The sequence below is a fragment of the Pseudonocardia thermophila genome, from assembly GCF_900142365.1.
Lineage (GTDB): Bacteria > Actinomycetota > Actinomycetes > Mycobacteriales > Pseudonocardiaceae > Pseudonocardia > Pseudonocardia thermophila.
This window is the reverse complement of sequence record NZ_FRAP01000003.1, coordinates 216516-231119: the sequence shown is the minus strand read 5'-3', so window position 1 is coordinate 231119 and position 14604 is coordinate 216516. Positions and strand designations below refer to the sequence as shown.

20 protein-coding genes, 1 tRNA gene and 2 pseudogenes are annotated in these 14604 nt (G+C 72.5%); 20 read left to right on the top strand and 3 right to left on the bottom strand.

Going from position 1 to position 14604, the window contains the following annotated elements:
* Nucleotides 1-3 precede the first annotated feature (3 nt).
* From BUE41_RS05545 to BUE41_RS05530, 4 genes are all read left to right on the top strand, one after another.
* On the top strand, nt 4-708 hold the full coding sequence (locus BUE41_RS05545) for a DUF305 domain-containing protein (RefSeq protein WP_073455758.1): 705 nt from the start codon (nt 4-6) through the stop codon (nt 706-708).
* Between the two features lie 31 nt (nt 709-739).
* Nucleotides 740-811, top strand: a tRNA-Arg gene (locus BUE41_RS05540).
* Between the two features lie 151 nt (nt 812-962).
* Nucleotides 963-1367, top strand: coding sequence for an NUDIX domain-containing protein (locus BUE41_RS05535; protein ID WP_073455757.1), 405 nt, complete (start codon nt 963-965; stop codon nt 1365-1367).
* 210 nt (nt 1368-1577) lie between these two features.
* Nucleotides 1578-1865, top strand: a complete 288-nt coding sequence (locus BUE41_RS05530) for an MDR/zinc-dependent alcohol dehydrogenase-like family protein (protein WP_200803770.1) — start codon at nt 1578-1580, stop codon at nt 1863-1865.
* A 21-nt stretch (nt 1866-1886) separates the two neighbouring features.
* Here BUE41_RS05530 and BUE41_RS05525 read toward each other — a convergent pair whose 3' ends face one another.
* Both BUE41_RS05525 and BUE41_RS32830 read right to left on the bottom strand, forming a co-directional pair.
* Nucleotides 1887-2507 (bottom strand): TerD family protein, encoded by a 621-nt coding sequence (locus tag BUE41_RS05525; RefSeq protein ID WP_159444861.1) that lies wholly within the window; start codon nt 2505-2507, stop codon nt 1887-1889.
* Between the two features lie 57 nt (nt 2508-2564).
* A pseudogene (locus BUE41_RS32830) lies at nt 2565-2735 on the bottom strand (restriction endonuclease); the annotation flags it as partial.
* 1523 nt (nt 2736-4258) lie between these two features.
* Here BUE41_RS32830 and BUE41_RS05510 point away from each other — a divergent pair.
* The 14 genes and pseudogenes from BUE41_RS05510 (at nt 4259) to BUE41_RS05455 (ending at nt 12493) form a co-directional block, all read left to right on the top strand.
* Nucleotides 4259-5311, top strand: a complete 1053-nt coding sequence (locus tag BUE41_RS05510; protein WP_159444859.1) for an alpha/beta hydrolase — start codon at nt 4259-4261, stop codon at nt 5309-5311.
* A 96-nt stretch (nt 5312-5407) separates the two neighbouring features.
* Nucleotides 5408-6091, top strand: coding sequence for an energy-coupling factor ABC transporter permease (locus BUE41_RS05505; protein ID WP_073455753.1), 684 nt, complete (start codon nt 5408-5410; stop codon nt 6089-6091).
* Entirely contained in the window at nt 6088-6408 is a 321-nt protein-coding gene (locus tag BUE41_RS05500) for an energy-coupling factor ABC transporter substrate-binding protein (RefSeq protein ID WP_073455752.1), read from the top strand. Before BUE41_RS05505 ends, BUE41_RS05500 begins: the two co-directional genes overlap by 4 nt.
* On the top strand, nt 6408-7148 hold the full coding sequence (gene cbiQ / locus BUE41_RS05495; RefSeq protein WP_073455751.1) for a cobalt ECF transporter T component CbiQ: 741 nt from the start codon (nt 6408-6410) through the stop codon (nt 7146-7148). The genes BUE41_RS05500 and cbiQ overlap by 1 nt, the downstream gene beginning before the upstream one ends.
* Complete coding sequence (locus tag BUE41_RS05490) at nt 7145-8011, top strand: energy-coupling factor ABC transporter ATP-binding protein (protein WP_084754455.1); 867 nt, start codon at nt 7145-7147, stop codon at nt 8009-8011. The genes cbiQ and BUE41_RS05490 overlap by 4 nt, the downstream gene beginning before the upstream one ends.
* A 90-nt stretch (nt 8012-8101) precedes the next feature.
* Nucleotides 8102-8656, top strand: coding sequence for an acyl-CoA dehydrogenase family protein (locus tag BUE41_RS32375; RefSeq protein WP_268794434.1), 555 nt, complete (start codon nt 8102-8104; stop codon nt 8654-8656).
* Nucleotides 8629-8904 carry an acyl-CoA dehydrogenase family protein gene (locus tag BUE41_RS32370; RefSeq protein WP_268794433.1) on the top strand — a complete coding sequence of 92 codons (276 nt, stop codon included), beginning with the start codon at nt 8629-8631 and terminating at the stop codon, nt 8902-8904. The genes BUE41_RS32375 and BUE41_RS32370 overlap by 28 nt, the downstream gene beginning before the upstream one ends.
* An 86-nt stretch (nt 8905-8990) precedes the next feature.
* Complete coding sequence (locus BUE41_RS05480) at nt 8991-9437, top strand: RrF2 family transcriptional regulator (protein WP_073455750.1); 447 nt, start codon at nt 8991-8993, stop codon at nt 9435-9437.
* Between the two features lie 26 nt (nt 9438-9463).
* Nucleotides 9464-9676, top strand: coding sequence for a hypothetical protein (locus BUE41_RS31720; RefSeq protein ID WP_073455749.1), 213 nt, complete (start codon nt 9464-9466; stop codon nt 9674-9676).
* Nucleotides 9673-9888 (top strand): hypothetical protein, encoded by a 216-nt coding sequence (locus BUE41_RS31715; RefSeq protein WP_073455748.1) that lies wholly within the window; start codon nt 9673-9675, stop codon nt 9886-9888. Before BUE41_RS31720 ends, BUE41_RS31715 begins: the two co-directional genes overlap by 4 nt.
* A gap of 79 nt (nt 9889-9967) precedes the next feature.
* A pseudogene (locus BUE41_RS31710) lies at nt 9968-10198 on the top strand (acyl-CoA dehydrogenase family protein); the annotation flags it as partial.
* Between the two features lie 56 nt (nt 10199-10254).
* Nucleotides 10255-10533, top strand: a complete 279-nt coding sequence (locus BUE41_RS31705) for a hypothetical protein (protein ID WP_234996990.1) — start codon at nt 10255-10257, stop codon at nt 10531-10533.
* Nucleotides 10534-10721: 188 nt separating this feature from the next.
* Nucleotides 10722-11900: an MFS transporter gene (locus BUE41_RS05460; RefSeq protein WP_234996988.1), complete on the top strand. Its 1179-nt coding sequence runs from the start codon at nt 10722-10724 to the stop codon at nt 11898-11900.
* Nucleotides 11897-12493 carry an LURP-one-related family protein gene (locus BUE41_RS05455; protein ID WP_073455746.1) on the top strand — a complete coding sequence of 199 codons (597 nt, stop codon included), beginning with the start codon at nt 11897-11899 and terminating at the stop codon, nt 12491-12493. Before BUE41_RS05460 ends, BUE41_RS05455 begins: the two co-directional genes overlap by 4 nt.
* Here BUE41_RS05455 and BUE41_RS05450 read toward each other — a convergent pair whose 3' ends face one another.
* The gene (locus BUE41_RS05450; RefSeq protein ID WP_073455745.1) at nt 12494-13543 is read right to left on the bottom strand and encodes an NAD(P)H-dependent flavin oxidoreductase; all 1050 of its coding nucleotides are present in this window, start codon (nt 13541-13543) and stop codon (nt 12494-12496) included. It lies immediately after the preceding gene.
* A gap of 59 nt (nt 13544-13602) precedes the next feature.
* Here BUE41_RS05450 and BUE41_RS05445 point away from each other — a divergent pair, with 59 nt between their 5' ends.
* Nucleotides 13603-14295 carry an AzlC family ABC transporter permease gene (locus BUE41_RS05445; RefSeq protein WP_073455744.1) on the top strand — a complete coding sequence of 231 codons (693 nt, stop codon included), beginning with the start codon at nt 13603-13605 and terminating at the stop codon, nt 14293-14295.
* Complete coding sequence (locus BUE41_RS05440; RefSeq protein ID WP_073455743.1) at nt 14292-14603, top strand: AzlD domain-containing protein; 312 nt, start codon at nt 14292-14294, stop codon at nt 14601-14603. The genes BUE41_RS05445 and BUE41_RS05440 overlap by 4 nt, the downstream gene beginning before the upstream one ends.
* Nucleotide 14604 lies beyond the last annotated feature (1 nt).

Below are 14604 nucleotides of genomic sequence, written 5' to 3'. Positions count from 1 at the left end.
GCCGTGACGACCACCGAACCCGGCACCGCCGAGGAGCCGGGCCGCGCCGGACCGTCGCGCACCCAGCGGTTGGTCATGGGCGGCGCGGTGCTGCTGACCGTGCTGCTCGTCGGCGTGATCATCGGGATGCTCGTCCGGCTGCCCGGCCAGCCCCCGGCCCCGCCGGCCTACGACTCCGTCGACGTCGGGTTCGCGCAGGACATGTCCATCCACCACACGCAGGCCGTGCAGATGGCCGCGTGGGAGCGCGACCACACCACCGACCCGGTGCTGCGGCTGCTGGCCACCGACATCGAGGACACCCAGCACGGCCAGGTCGGGCGCATGCTCGGCTGGCTCGAGCTGTGGGGCGCCCCCACGATGCCGCTGTCCGGCCGCTACATGACGTGGATGGCCGACGCACCCGGCCACGACCACAGGGAGCCCGGCTCGTCCGAGCCCGGCGTGACCCAGATGCCCGGCATGGCCACGGCGGAGGAGCTGCGTCGGCTGCGCGAGTCGACCGGCCCCGAGATGGACGTGCTCTGGCTGCAGCTGATGCTGCGCCACCACGAGGGCGGCGCCCCGATGCTCGCGTACGCCGCCGACCACGCCCAGACCCCGCAGGTCCGCAACCTCGCCGCGCAGATGCTCGCAGCTCAGACAGCCGAGTCGGAGTACCTCCGCGAGCTGCTCGCCCAACGAGGGGGGACGCCGTTGCCGCTCTGATCCGGGCATGCGGTAACCTGGTTTCAGCACGGCCCCCGTAGCTCAGGGGATAGAGCACCGCCCTCCGGAGGCGGGAGCATAGGTTCGAATCCTATCGGGGGCGCAACTTCTCCACGCGCAACTTCTCCACGCGCGGTTTCGCTGCTGCAGGGTTCGCGCTCGGTGATCCCGGGCAGGAACGCCGGTTCTCCTGCCGGGGTTTCCGGCGTGGAAACGGCTCCTGCCATCCCGTTGCCGCAGCGCCGGACCAGGTCGTGATCGCTTCCAGAGCACCCGCTCCCACGGTTCCGACCGGGCGCACGACGCGATCTCGGAAGCGAGACCTACCCTCGCCCCGTGGCCGATCCGAGCGCGGCGAGTCACCCGCCGCAGCGTGCCGGCGCGAGGTCCGCGAGGAGCTGGGCATCGACCGGTCACCGCGCCGGCTCCTCGCCGTCGACTGGGCGCCCAGCGACGGCGACGGCGACAAGCTCCTCTTCCTCTTCGCGTGCGCACCCGTCGATCCCGCGACGATCCGCGTCGACGGCGCTGAGGTCGACGAGTGGCGCTGGGTGGCCCTCGCCGACCTCGACGACTACGTGATCGACCGCCTCGCGCGCCGGATCCGCTCGGTCGCGGACGGTCACGCCTACCTGGAGCACGGCCTCAGCGCGCTCTGACTCGATCCCAGCCTCGACCCCAGCCTCGACCCCAGCGTCGGCCCCGGCCTCAACCCCGCACGGCGTCGATCCCCGCCCCGTCACTGCGCGGCGCGGCCGCCCCCTCTTTCGTCGCCACCCACGACGCCAGCAGCTTCAGCGCGTCGTGGGACGGGCTGTTCGGCAGTGCCGCGGTCGTGCTTGCTGGCCACCGCGGGCAGCTCGGCGGCCATGAGCACCACCGTCGACGGGCTGCGCCGCAACGGCGAGCTCGTCGTCATCGGCGCCGACGCGGAGCCGATCCAGGTCGCCCCGCGCCCGCTCATCGCCGCCAGCCGAACCATCCACGGCCACCCGTCCGGCACGGCCCGCGACGTCGAGGAGACGATGCGCTTGGCAGCCCTCACCGGCGTCCGCCCGATCGTCGAGACCCGCCCGCTGGACGAGGTCGGCTCCGCCTTCGAGCGGATGCTGTCCGGCAAGGCCCGCTACCGGATGGTCCGCACCACCGGCCGGTGATCACCGGCAGTGGATCCGGTGTCATTCGACGTCGACTCCGAAGTCGCGAGCCAGACCCGCTAGTCCGTCGCGGTACCCCTGCCCGACCGCGCGGATCCTCCAGGCGCCGTTGCGCCGGTAGACCTCGGCACAGATCAGCGCGGTGTCGACCGTGGCCGTCGGCGTGAACCGGAAGCCCCGGCCACCGGAGACGCTCGCGGTCACGACGAGGTCCGCGACCTGGCCGAAGACCCCGCCGTCCACGCTGACGGCGATCACGACCTTGGCCACGGCGGGATCGATCCGGCCGAGGTCCAGCTCGAGCGAGTCCGACACCACCGACCCGTCGTCGGACTTTCCGCCGTGGACGACCGCGCCGTCGGCGGACACCTCCTGGTTGTAGAACACGAAATCGGCGTCGGAACGCACCTTGCCGTCCGGGCCGAGCAGCAACGCCGAGACATCGAGGTCGAGCTCACACTTCCGCCACCCGACCTGGACGGACAGCTCATCGCCGCCGATCCCGGCGTTCTGGCCTGCGCGGAGCGGCTCGAACCGCGGAGCTGCCCGGCCTTCATCCGGAACCGGCGGAGCGTCCGCAACCGGGTCCCGCCACCCCTGCGGCGCCTCGATGCGCGCCTCGATCCCAGCGTGTTCCTTCAACAGGTAGAGCAGATTGGCCCCGTCCAGGAGCTCGATCGGTTTGTTCTTCGCGAAGTCGAAGGACGCTCTCCCGTAGCCGCTCGTCGTGACCAGGATGCCCTTGGACGCGCCTTCGTTCTGCAGGGTGCCGTACAGGTCGCGCACCGCTGACACGCCGACCGTGTGCTTGTAGCGCTTCGCCTGGATGACGACCTTCCCGCCCATGATCGGCCGGGGGTCGAAGGCGACGCAGTCGACGCCCCCGTCCCGCGAGGGCCGGGTCTGCCGCGTGTCGAGCCCCCATGCGCGAGAACAGGTTCTGGATGAGGCCCTCGAACTCCGTCGGCGTCATCTCCATGAGGTTGGGCCGCTCATCGAGCCCGGAGAGCACATCGGTCTCTTCGATGAACCGCGGATCGACCATGTCGAACTCCAGAACCGGGCGCACCGGCGCCAGTTCGGTCGGGTTCCGCGACACGCCCGCACCGAGGTTCTGCAGGCACACCACGGGATCGACCCGCGACAGATCGAGCTCCGCGAAGGCCGAGCGCGTCGTCCGCACCGAGACGAGGCACGGCCGGATCTGCTTGCCCGTGGCCGGATCGACCGTGGTCACCAGCCCGTTGAAGACGACCGTCTCCACGTGACCGAGCCGATCGGCCTCGAAGACCTCGTGGATCACTCGGAGGGTCGTCTGCGCGATGACGCTCGCGTACTGCTCCTTCACCTCCGCCGCGGGGCGAGCGGTCTCCGTGATCGTGTCGGACGATTTCACATAGCGATAAGCCTTGACCTTCGGGACGACATCGAGTGTCGGGAGGTCGTACTCCACCACCAGCTGGTGCGAATCCGGCACGTACGCGAGCCGCCAGTGCTGCGGAAACCCGTCGGGAAACGGGCTGGCGTTGAAGACGAGGTCCAGGTAGGTGACCACTGCCTGCGGCTCACCGGCTGCGAGATCCCGGTGAAGGGCCTGCACCTCCTGATCGCGCCGTCGGTTCTCCTCCTCGGCGGCCTTCAGCTGGGCCAACCGTTGACGTTCCCGCTCGGCGTGCTGCGCCAGCGCCTGCTCGTACCGCCACCGTGCGGCCCGCACCTGCTCCTCGTACTTGCTACCACCACCGAGCAAACGGGTGATGCCCCGCGGAGGCTCGGGCATGAAGGCGGCCTCGACCGGTGGCGGCTCCGGCTGAAGCAGCCGGCTCACGTCGACCGGCTGCTTCAGCTGATTCAGATCGAAGTAGTCGTCGACGTCCAACGTGGCGGCGAGAACGCCGTCCAGAGCAGCGCGTCTCGCTGCCAACTCGTCGTTCATGGCGGCGACCTGGGCGGCCCGCGACTCGGCGTAGAGACGCTTCCGCTCGCGCTCACTCGCCGCGATCGCCCGCTCGTACTCCGCACGAGCCCGCAGAGCAGCGCGCTGAGCCTCCGCCTGCGCGCGGAGACGGGCCGCTTCCGCGCGCGCCGCCTCGCGCTGCATCCGGGCGATCGACGCCATGAGTCCCCGACGACGGGCCATTCCGAGTCCTCGCGCTCCGTACCGCTGTGATCACTCTCGAAGTACGTATCAGTACGTATGTCGACCACTCCGCGCCGTTACTCCGCGCACGTTCCGCCGCCCCACCACCGGGTGGTCCCGGCGCGAGGCCGGGCGGTAGCGGGAGGGACGTGGTAGGCGTAACCCGATGACGGATCAGCCGACGCCCCCGCGCCGTCGCAGAAGCCGTCGCAGAGGCCGTCGTATCGCGGCCGTCGCGGCCGCCGTCGTGGTCGTGCTGCTCGGCCTGCTGCTCGGCGGCTACGCCCACCGCAACGTCACCGGGCCGCGCCGCGAGCTGGACGCCGTCGCCGAGGCCGGGTTCCGCGAACAGCGCGCAGCGGTGGACGGCTGCGTGCTCACCTACGCCGAGGGCCCGGACAACGGGCCGCCGCTGGTCCTGATCCACGGCCAGGGCAGCCGGTGGCAAGACCACGCGCGGGTCCTGCCGGAGCTGGCGAAGGACCACCACGTGTTCGCCGTCGACGTCCCGGGGCACGGCGGTTCCGACCGGCTCCCGCCTGACCGCTACACGAACGTCGCCGTCGGCGACCTGCTCGCCGGGTTCGTGCGCCAGGTCGTGGGCGGGCCGACGATCGTGGCCGGGCACTCGTCGGGCGGGCTGCTCGCGCTGCACATCGCAGCGGCGCATCCCGACCTGGTCTCGGGGCTGTTCCTGGAAGACCCGCCGCTGTTCTCCTCGGAGATGCCCCGGCTGATCACCACCTACGGCGGAACGATGCTGCTGCACGCCGACCGTTTCCTCGCCGCCGGGCGGCCGGGCGACGACTTCCAGTTGTACATGCTGCAGCACGGCAACTACTTCGAGCTGTTCGGCCCGCTCGCCGGCCCGATCACCGACGACGCGGTCGACCGCGCCCGGGACCGCCCCGGCGAGCCGGTCCGGGCGTGGTACCTGCCGAGCGAGGTCACCGTCTTCTTCGACGGCCTCGTGCGCTACGACCCAGCATTCGGCGCCGCCTGGGTGCGCGACGGCGGGCGCTGGTACGCCGGCTTCGACACCGAGGCGGCCCTGACGGCCGTCCGAGTGCCGACCACTGTGCTGCACACGAACTACTTCGAGGCCACCGAAGGCACCGCCTACGACGGCGCGGGGCGGCTGCGGGCGGCCATGGACTCCGCCGACGTGAGCCGGGCCCTGGACCTGCTGCCGTCCGGAACCCGGCTGGTCCAGGTCGCATCCGGCCACCTCGCGCACTACGAGCGGCCGCAGGAGTATCTCGACGCCCTCCGCGGACTGTCCGGCCGGATCACCACCACCGGGTGATCACACTCGCACATCTGCACAAGTACACAAGTCTTGAAGTGATGTGCGCGACCTGCCTATCCTGCCCCGGCATCGTGCTGGGAGAGGGGACGGACAGTGCACATCGCCGAGGGGTACCTGCCACCGCTGCACGCCGCAGCGTGGACCGTAGCCGCAGCCCCGTTCGTCGTGCACGGTGCGCGCGCGGTCGTGCGGCGGGTGCGGGAGGACCCGGACTCGAAGCTGCTGCTCGGCGCGGCCGGCGCGTTCAGCTTCGTGCTATCCGCCCTGAAGATCCCCTCGGTGACCGGCTCGTGCTCGCACCCGACGGGCACCGGGCTCGGGGCCGTGCTGTTCCGACCACCCGTGATGGCGCTGCTGGGCACGATCGTGCTGTTCTTCCAGGCCGTGCTGCTGGCGCACGGCGGGCTCACCACACTGGGCGCGAACGTGTTCTCGATGGCGATCGTCGGACCGTGGGTCGCCTACGGCGTCTACCGGCTGACCCGCAAGGCCGGCGGCGGCCTCGGCCTGGGCGTGTTCCTCGCCGCCGCGCTCGGTGATCTCGCCACCTACTGCGTGACCAGCGTGCAGCTCGGTCTCGCCTTCCCCGACCCGGTGTCGGGCACCGGCGGCGCCGTCGTCAAGTTCCTGTCGATCTTCGCCGTGACCCAGATCCCGCTCGCGATCAGCGAGGGCCTGCTCACGGTGCTGATCGTGCGCCTGCTGGTCCGCGTCAGCCCGGACGACCTGGCACGGTTGGGCATCCGCACCCGCACGAGTGAGGAGGTGGCCGCGTGAGCCGGTCGACGCTGGTGAACTGGCTGCTCGTCGCTGCCGTGTTGGTCCTCGTCGCCGTTCCCGTGCTGTTCGTCAACGGCGCGTTCGAAGGCGCCGACGGCCAGGCCGAGGAGGCGATCACGCAGACGCACCCGGACTACGAGCCGTGGTTCTCCCCGATCTACGAGCCGCCGTCAGGGGAGATCGAGTCGGGCCTGTTCGCGCTGCAGGCCGCCATCGGCGCCGGACTGCTCGGCTACTACTTCGGGGTCGCCCGCACCAAGCGGCGCCTCGCCGCGCGGGCGGATCAGCGCACCGACGGATCCGACGCGCCCTGATGCTCGCGCTGGACGCCGGCGCGTACGCGAGCCGCTGGCGGCACCGGCATCCCGGGGAGAAAGCGCTGCTCTCGCTCGGCCTGCTCGTCGTGACCGTCGCGCTGCCGCCGTGGCCGGGTGCGCTGTTCTGCGGTGTCGCCGCCCTCGCCCTGCTGCTGGGGCCCGCGCGGGTCGGCGCCCGGATCGTCTGGCGCGTGGTGCGGATCCCGCTCGGGTTCATCCTGGCCGGAGCGGTCCCGCTGCTGGTCGCAGTGGGCGGGGACCCCTGGCTCGCGCTCGATCCCGCCGGGCTGCGGCCCGCCGCCGAGCTCGTCGGCCGCGCGATCGCCGCGCTGCTGTGCCTGGTCCTGTTCGCGGCGACCACCCCACTGGCCGACGTGGTGCCGCGGCTGCACCGGCTCGGTGTCCCGCCCGCCGTCACCGAGATCGCGGGCATCGTCTACCGCCTGCTCTTCCAACTGCTGGAGTCGGTGCGCGTGGTGCGGGAGGCCCAGGCGATCCGGCTCGGTTTCCGCACGTGGCGCACCACCTACCGGTCACTGGCCGGACAGGGCGCGGCGATCTTCGTGCGGGCCTTCGACCGGGCCCGTCGGCTCGAGCAGGGCCTGGCCGCCCGCGGGTACGACGGCGAGCTGCGGGTGCAGGTCGCCGCCCAGCCCGTTTCCCGCGCCTTCGTGGCCGCGACGCTGGTCCTGCTCGCCGGGATCGTCGCCCTCACCCTCCTGGTGGTGCGCGCGTGATCGATCCACCGATCCTCGAGGGCCGCGGGCTGCGGCACGGCTACGACCGCAGCCGCCCACCCGTGCTCGACGGCGCCGACGTCGTCATCCACCCGGGCCGCCGCACCGCGGTGCTCGGCCCCAACGGCGGTGGCAAGACGACCCTGTTCCGGCTGCTCATCGGCCTGATCGAACCGTGGTCGGGCACCGTGCTCCTCGACGGCGAACCGGTCCGCCGCACCCGCTCGGAGCTGACCCGCCTGCGCCAGCACGTCCAGCTCGTCCTGCAGGACCCCGACGACCAGCTGTTCGCCGCCGACGTCGCCCAGGACATCTCGTTCGGTCCGCTGAACCTCGGCCTGCCCGCCGCCGAGGTGTCGGCCCGAGTTGCCGACGCGCTCGCCGCGCTGGAGATCACCGACCTCGCCGACCGCCCCACCCACCTGCTGTCGTTCGGCCAGCGCAAGCGGGTCGCGATCGCCGGCGCAGTGGCGATGCGCCCGCGCCTGCTCATCCTCGACGAGCCGACCGCGGGCCTCGATCCCGCAGGCGTCGAGGCGCTCATCGCCACCCTGGACACGCTCCACGCCTCCGGCACCTCCGTCGTCCTGTCCACCCACGACGTCGACCTCGCCTACCGCTGGGCCGACGAGGTCGCGGTGGTCGCCCAGGGCCGGGTCCGCCAGTCGTCGACCGCGCAGCTGCTCGCCGACGAGTCCCTCCTCGCCGCCGCCCGGCTCGGTCCGGCGTGGGGCCCTGCGGTGGAGCGCCTGCTGCAGGGGCTGGGCATCGACGCCCGCCCACGCACCGCCGCCGAGCTGAACGAGCTGCTGACCCGGGTCGAGGTGCGCTGGCAGCCGGGGTTACCAGCGGAAACCCCTTAAGTCGCACTTGAATCACGGCGAACTTCGACATCCCCCTCCCCAGCCCGGCCGGGGTCGGTGTGACGGCCGTGCGCGACGGGCGACCACTTCGTGGTCAACGGGCGCACGTACTGGCCGTCGTCGGCGGGCTGGGACGAGCGCGGGGTCAACGCCGACACGCTGATCGTGCGCACCGACCCGGACAAGGGCGGCACCGAGGGGCTGTCCGCCTTGATCCTCGAGCGCGACACCCCGGGCGTGACGTACCGGCACGTCGACAAGATCGGGCACCGGCTGGCTTCCAACGCCGAGATCGTGTTCGAGGACGCCCGCATCACCGTGGCCAACCTGCTGCCGGGCGCCGTCGGCCACGGCGACCTGGTGATCAACCGCAACTTCGCCTGGTCGGGACCGATCGCGGAGATCGCGGCGGTCGGCATGGCCCGCGCCGCCTACGAGATGGCGCTGGAGTTCGCCCGCACCAACACCGCAGGAGCGCTGAAGCCGATCATCGAGTTCCAGAACGTCGGCTACGTCCTCGGCGACGTCGCGGCGAAGATCGAGACGGGCCCTACTTCTCGTGGCGGGCGCCCGACTACCTGGACAAGCACGACCAGCACGCCGAGCTGGTCGGGGCCATGGACAAGATCCAGGTCACCGAGATGATGTTCGACTGCGTCTACAAGTGCATGCAGATCGTGGGCGTGAACAGCCTGGAGACGCAGGCCGGCTTCGGCAAGATCCTGCGGGAAGCGGCCGTCCTGCCGATCTACGACGGCGGCAACATGGGCATGCAGCGCCGCCGGGTGCACGGCATCCTCGCCGATCCGCAGTTCAACCCGCGGGCGCTCATGGAGGACGAGTACGTCAAGTTCGAGAAGCGCCACGAGGCCATCGACACGGTCGTCGCCTGACGGGAGGGGTCCGTGGCTCGCCCGCTCACCTCGCCGAGACCAGGACAGGTACCGTTCTGCGAAGGTCCAGCGAGACGGGCGGCAGCATGAAGCACACGAGCCATGCGGACTACGCCTTGCGCGTGCTCCTCTACCTGCAGGTGGCGTCCGGTCGCCGGGCATCGGTGGGCGAGATCGCCGACGCGCACCGCGTCTCGCGCAATCACCTCGACAAGGTCGTCCACCGTCTGGCCGGCGCCGGTCTGGTGGAGACGATCCGCGGCCGCGGCGGTGGTGTCCGGCTGACCCGAGATCCCTCGACGATCACCGTCGGCGACGTCATGCGCGCGATGGAGAGCGACTACGCCGTCGTCGAGTGCCTCGGCCCGGCCCGCTTCTGCCGCGTGGCCGGGGTCTGCGGCGCGCGGGACGTGTTCGCCCGCGCGCTCGACGCCTACTTCGCCGTCCTCGACGAGGCGACCCTCGAGGACATCGCCGACAACGACCAGGGCCTTCGCGGAGCGCTCGGCCTCGCCGGGATCGCCGGGGCCTGACGCACCGCGTTCACGGAGGGAACGCCGTGGCCGTCGACTTCGACCTCACGCCCGCCCAGCGGGCGGTGAAGCGCCGTGCCCGCGAGTTCGCCCACGACGTGCTGCGTCCCGCCGCCGAGGCGGCCGACGCCCTGCCCGATCCGCAGCAGGCGTTCTGCGCGATGAAGCCGGTCTACCGCCAGGCACAGCCCGACCGCCGGCATCCAGCTCCTCGCCGAACACGACCGCACGCGCGGTGAGTACGTCCTGGAACGGCGAGAAGCACTGGCCCTGCAACGCGGGTGGGTGGGACCTCCGGGGCGCCGACGTCTCCCTCTGCATCGTGCGCACCGACCGCACCCGCGGCGCCCAGGGCGCGCTGAGCGCGATCCTCGCCGAGCGCGGCACCGCAGGCATCGAGTTCGAGGTCATCGACAAGCTGGCCCACCAGACCTGCCAGACGTCACGATGACCTTCCGCGACGCCCGCGTCCCCGAGCACGATCTGCTCGCCCCGGGCGACGGCGACCTGCTGATCAACCGCACCTTCACCTGGTCCGGCCCGATCGCCGCATCGCAGCCGTCGGCCTCGCCCGCGGCGCCTACGAGTTCACGCTCACGTGGTCGAAGACCTTCACCGGCGGCGGCGCGAGCCCGATCATCCACCACCAGGCCGTCGGCAACCTCCTCGCCGACGTCGCCGCCCGCATCGAGGCGGGCCGCTACTCCTGCTGGAAGGCCGCCCACTACCTCGAGACCCACCCCGGCCAGGGCCACGCTCTCGGCGCGAGGAACAAGACCTTCTGCAGCGAGCTCATGCAGAGCGTCGTCACCGACGCATGCGCATCGTCGGCGTCAACGCCCTGGACCGGAAGTTCCCGATGGCCACGTTCTACCGCGAGGCTGCTGTCTTCCCCCGCTACGACGCCGGCAACCTCGCCATGCAGCGCCGCCGCGCGTGGGGCGTCATGGCGGACCGCGCCTTCACCCCCGACGTCTTCGCCGACAACGCCCCGCTCCCCGTCACCCGCGCCATGGAGGGCTGCGGAACGACGACGGACGCGGACGTGCTCGGCCGCACCGTCGGGGCGGCGCCGGACCACCTGATCGACCACTGAGCGCGGGGACCGGTCGCGGTGCCGGATCGGCACGTCCGGATCCGCGCGGTCGCGATGATGCGTCTTCGGCTCGTCATCGTCGTCGCGGCCCGGGCGGACCGGGCTGCAGCCCGAACCACCCTATCCACCCGGCCAGATCCCCGGACGACACCCGCCCACACCCCCACCGAACCACCTACCCTCCCTTGGTGATCAACCCGAGCAGCACCCCCGGGATCCGCAGCGCCGCGTTCCGGCTCATGCTCACCACCACCGCTCTGAGCTTCAGCAGCTACTCCCTGCTCCTCCCGGTGGTCCCGCTGTGGGCCGAACGCGGCGGTTCCGGCGCCCTCGGCTCCGGCGCCACCACCGCCGTGCTGATGGCGACCACGGTGGGGACCCAGCTGGCGGTCCCCTGGTTGTTGGCCCGCGTCGGCCACCGCTGGGTGCTGGCGGCCGGCGCGCTCCTGCTCGGTCTGCCCTCCCCGTTCTTCACCCCCTCCCCGGATCTGGCGCCGGTGCTGGTCCTCTCCGGGATCCGCGGGATCGGGTTCGGCCTGGTCACCGTCGCCGGCAGCGCCTTGATCGCCGAACTCGTCCCCCGCGAGCAGCACGGCCGCGCCACGGGCTACTACGGCCTCGCGGTCGGCCTCCCGCAGATCGCCCTGTACGGCGGCGGGGTCGCGATGGCCGACGCGTTCGGGTTCCCCGCGGTGTTCCTCGTCGCGGGACTGGCCCCGGTCCTGGGTGCGCTGGCCGTGCCGGGGATCCGCGGCGCGCGCCGCCGGGTGCCGAGCCGCACCAGGAGTCCCCGGCCTCCGGTCCGCTCGTCCGCCGCCCCGCTCGTGGCCATGCTGACCTGCGCCGTCGCCCAGGGCGGGATCATCACGTTCCTCCCCCTCGCCGTCCCCGGCGGCGGCCTGGTCGTCCCGGCGGCGCTCCTCGCGACCGCCGCGGGCGCCATGCTCGGCCGCCTGGCGGGCGGCGAGCTGGTCGACCGGCTCGGCTGGGGCGGGCGGTTGCTCGTCCCCGGCATGCTGCTGGCCGCCGCCGGCCTGGCTGCAGAGGTGCTCGGCGGTGACGTGCTCGTCGTCGCGGGCGCTGCAGTCGTCGGCTTCGGCTTCGGGATCGTGCAGAACGACTCCCTCACCACCCTCTTCACCGCGTTCGGCGCCGCGGGCTACGGCGTGGCGAGCGCGCTGTGGAACATCGCGTTCGACGCCGGCACCGGGGTGGGCGCCCTCGGCATCGGTGCGGTGGCCGACGGCTTCGGCTACCCAGCGGGGTTCGCCTCCGCGGCCGCGCTGCTGGGCGTCGGTGTGGTGGTGGCGCTGCTCGTGCCCGCGCGACGCACCCGAGCCGGTCGTGTGCCAGGCTCACGATCATGACCGCGCCGATGCACGTGCCGCGCTTCTTCGTCCGCCAGCGGATCACGTTGATGGTGAACCGGTACGAGATCCACGCGGCGAACCCGGACGGCACCGAGGGCGCCCTGCTGGCCTTCGCCGAGCAGAAGCGGATGAAGCTGAAGGAGGAGGTGATCTTCTACACCGACGACACCAAGACCCGCCCGGTGTTCTCCTTCAAGGCGCGCCAGCGGCTGGACGTCCACGCCGAGCACGACGTCCGCGACGAGCACGGCAACCCGATCGGCTGGTTCAAGAAGGACTTCGGCGCGAGCCTGCTGCGTTCCACCTGGCACCTGTCCGGTCCCGGGTTCGAGGCGATCGGGCAGGAACGCCGCCCGGTGATCGCGGTACTGCGGCGGGTGTGGGACGTCATCCCGTACCTCGGCGAGGTCTGGGTGCCGTTCGTCTTCCACTTCGACTTCACCGACGAGGAGTCCGGCCGGCCGGTGCTGGTGAGCGAGCGGAAGAAGTCCGTCCGCGATCGCTACGACGTCACCGTGCCCGATCCGCGCGTCGACTTCCGGCTGGCCGCGGCCATGGCGGTGGCGCTGGACGCGCTGCAGTCGCGCTGATCAGGCCAGCAGCGCGGAGGCTTCCTCCCACATCGACGTCACGACCTCGGCCGCGGGCACGGCGCGGGCCAGCCCGGCGCTCTGCCCCGCCCAGAAGCTGACCGGGTCGACCTTGCCCGGGTCGCCCCGCCGGTACCGGGCGACGAGCCGCCCTTGGTGCGGGTACGGAGCGGGGCGCGGCGCGTCCGGGGCTTCCCACGCGGCCACGTACGACGTGCGGACGGCCCGGCCCAGCCGCCCCGAGTACGCCCGGGTCGGCGTGGTGCCCTCCGGGTCGAGATCGGCCAGCGCCGCAGACCAGCGCTCGGGGATCCCGGCCTCGGGCGTGCGCAGCAGCGCGGTGCCGACCTGCACAGCGCTGGCCCCGAGGACGAGCGCGGCGGCGACCCCGCGGCCGTCCGCGATGCCGCCCGCCGCGATGACCGGCACGTCCAGCCGATCGGCCAACCGCGGGATCAGCGCGAACAGCCCGATGACGGTCGACTCGGCGCTCGCCGGGTCGATCACGCCGCGGTGCCCGCCCGCCTCCATGCCCTGCGCGACCACCGCGTCCGCACCGGCGTCCTGCGCGGCGAGCGCGTCGTCGAGGTTGGTGGCCACGGCGAACCAGGCGATCCCGCCGTTGTGCACCCGCTGCACGAACCCGGCATCGAACCGCCCCATGATCGACGACACGATGGTCGGCCGCGCGGCGAGCATCGCCTCGCACTGCTCGGCGAAGTCCGGGCCGGACGGCGGCTCCGGTCCCGGTTCCGCCATCCCCGCCAAGAACCGGGCGGCCGCGGCGGTGCGGTCCGGGTCGTCGTGGGGCGGATCGGGGATCCAGATGTTGAGCTGGACCGGGCCGTCGCTCCCGTCCCGGAAGCGCCGCATCCACTCCGCGATCTGCTCCGGCCCGTCGAGGACGACCCCGGCGGCCCCCATCCCGCCGGCCTGCGCGACCGCGATGGCCAGCTCCGGCGGGCACGCCCCGGCCATCGGCGCCGCGAGGATCGGCACCCGCAACCCGTAGCGCGCGCAGAACCCGTCGACCCGCTCCCGCACACCCATCGTCGGACCGTAGCCCCGCCGGTCGAGATCACGCCACGGCCGCGGGTTAGCGTCCGGGAGTGGACGACCGACGCGAACGGTTCCTGACCGGTGTGCGGCTCGGGCTCGGACCGGCCGCGGCGACGGTGCCGCTGGGCATGACCTTCGGCGCCTTCGCCGTCTCCACCGGATGGGGCTCGTGGGCACCGATCGTCGCCTCGGCGCTGGTGTTCGCCGGGTCCGCCCAGTTCGCGGCGGCCACGGTGCTGGCCGCGGGCGGTGGCGGGCTGTTCGCCGTGGTCGCCGGTGTCCTGATGAACGCCCGGTTCGTTCCGATGGGGCTCGCGCTGGGTCCGTGGCTGCGCGGTGGCCGGGTACGCCGGGCGCTCGAGGCACTGGCGACGGTGGACGCCTCCTGGGCCGCGGCGCACGTGGGCGGCGGCCGGTTCGACCGGCTGCGGCTGTTCGGTGCGACGCTGCCGCAGTACCCGGCGTGGGTGGGCGGGACGGCGCTCGGCGTGCTCGCCGCACCCTCCCCCGAGGTGATCACCGCGTTCGGTCTCGACGTGATCTTCCCGGCGTTCTTCCTGACCCTGCTGATCGACGAGCTGCGCGGGGCCCGTACCGCGCGCCGGATGGCCAGCGCAGCGCTCGGAGCGCTGATCACCGGCGTGCTGCTGCTGGTGGCCCCGGTCGGCGTAGCACTGCTCGGCGCGGCGGGTGCCGCGGTCGTGACCGGGATGCCCGCTGAGGCGGAGTCGGAGGAGCGATGAGCACGATCTGGGGGGTCGTCCTCGGTCTGACCGTCGTCTGCGCGGCCACGAAGATGGCCGGGCCCGCGCTGCTCGGCGACCGCGAGCTGCCCGCACCAGCCCGGCGCATGGTCGTGATGCTGGCGCCGGCCATGCTCGCCGGGCTCGTCGTCACCCAGCTCGCCGGCGACGGTTGGACGGGGTTGGAGCTGGGAATGCTCGCCGGGGTCGCGGCCGCCGGCGCGGCCCGGCTGCTGCGGGTGCCGACGCTGGCGGCGCTGGTGCTGGGGGCGGCCGTCGCGGCGCTGGTCCGGGCGGTGATGGGATGAT

Coding starts and splice junctions, on each gene's coding strand:
- BUE41_RS05455 (WP_073455746.1), top strand. CDS start 11,897: ATGACCGCGCCGATGCACGTGCCGCGCTTCTTCGTCCGCCAGCGGATC.
- BUE41_RS05480 (WP_073455750.1), top strand. CDS start 8,991: ATGAAGCACACGAGCCATGCGGACTACGCCTTGCGCGTGCTCCTCTAC.
- cbiQ (WP_073455751.1), top strand. CDS start 6,408: ATGCTCGCGCTGGACGCCGGCGCGTACGCGAGCCGCTGGCGGCACCGG.
- BUE41_RS05530 (WP_200803770.1), top strand. CDS start 1,578: ATGAGCACCACCGTCGACGGGCTGCGCCGCAACGGCGAGCTCGTCGTC.
- BUE41_RS32370 (WP_268794433.1), top strand. CDS start 8,629: ATGGACAAGATCCAGGTCACCGAGATGATGTTCGACTGCGTCTACAAG.
- BUE41_RS31705 (WP_234996990.1), top strand. CDS start 10,255: ATGCGCATCGTCGGCGTCAACGCCCTGGACCGGAAGTTCCCGATGGCC.
- BUE41_RS05440 (WP_073455743.1), top strand. CDS start 14,292: ATGAGCACGATCTGGGGGGTCGTCCTCGGTCTGACCGTCGTCTGCGCG.
- BUE41_RS05450 (WP_073455745.1), bottom strand. CDS start 13,543: ATGGGTGTGCGGGAGCGGGTCGACGGGTTCTGCGCGCGCTACGGGTTG.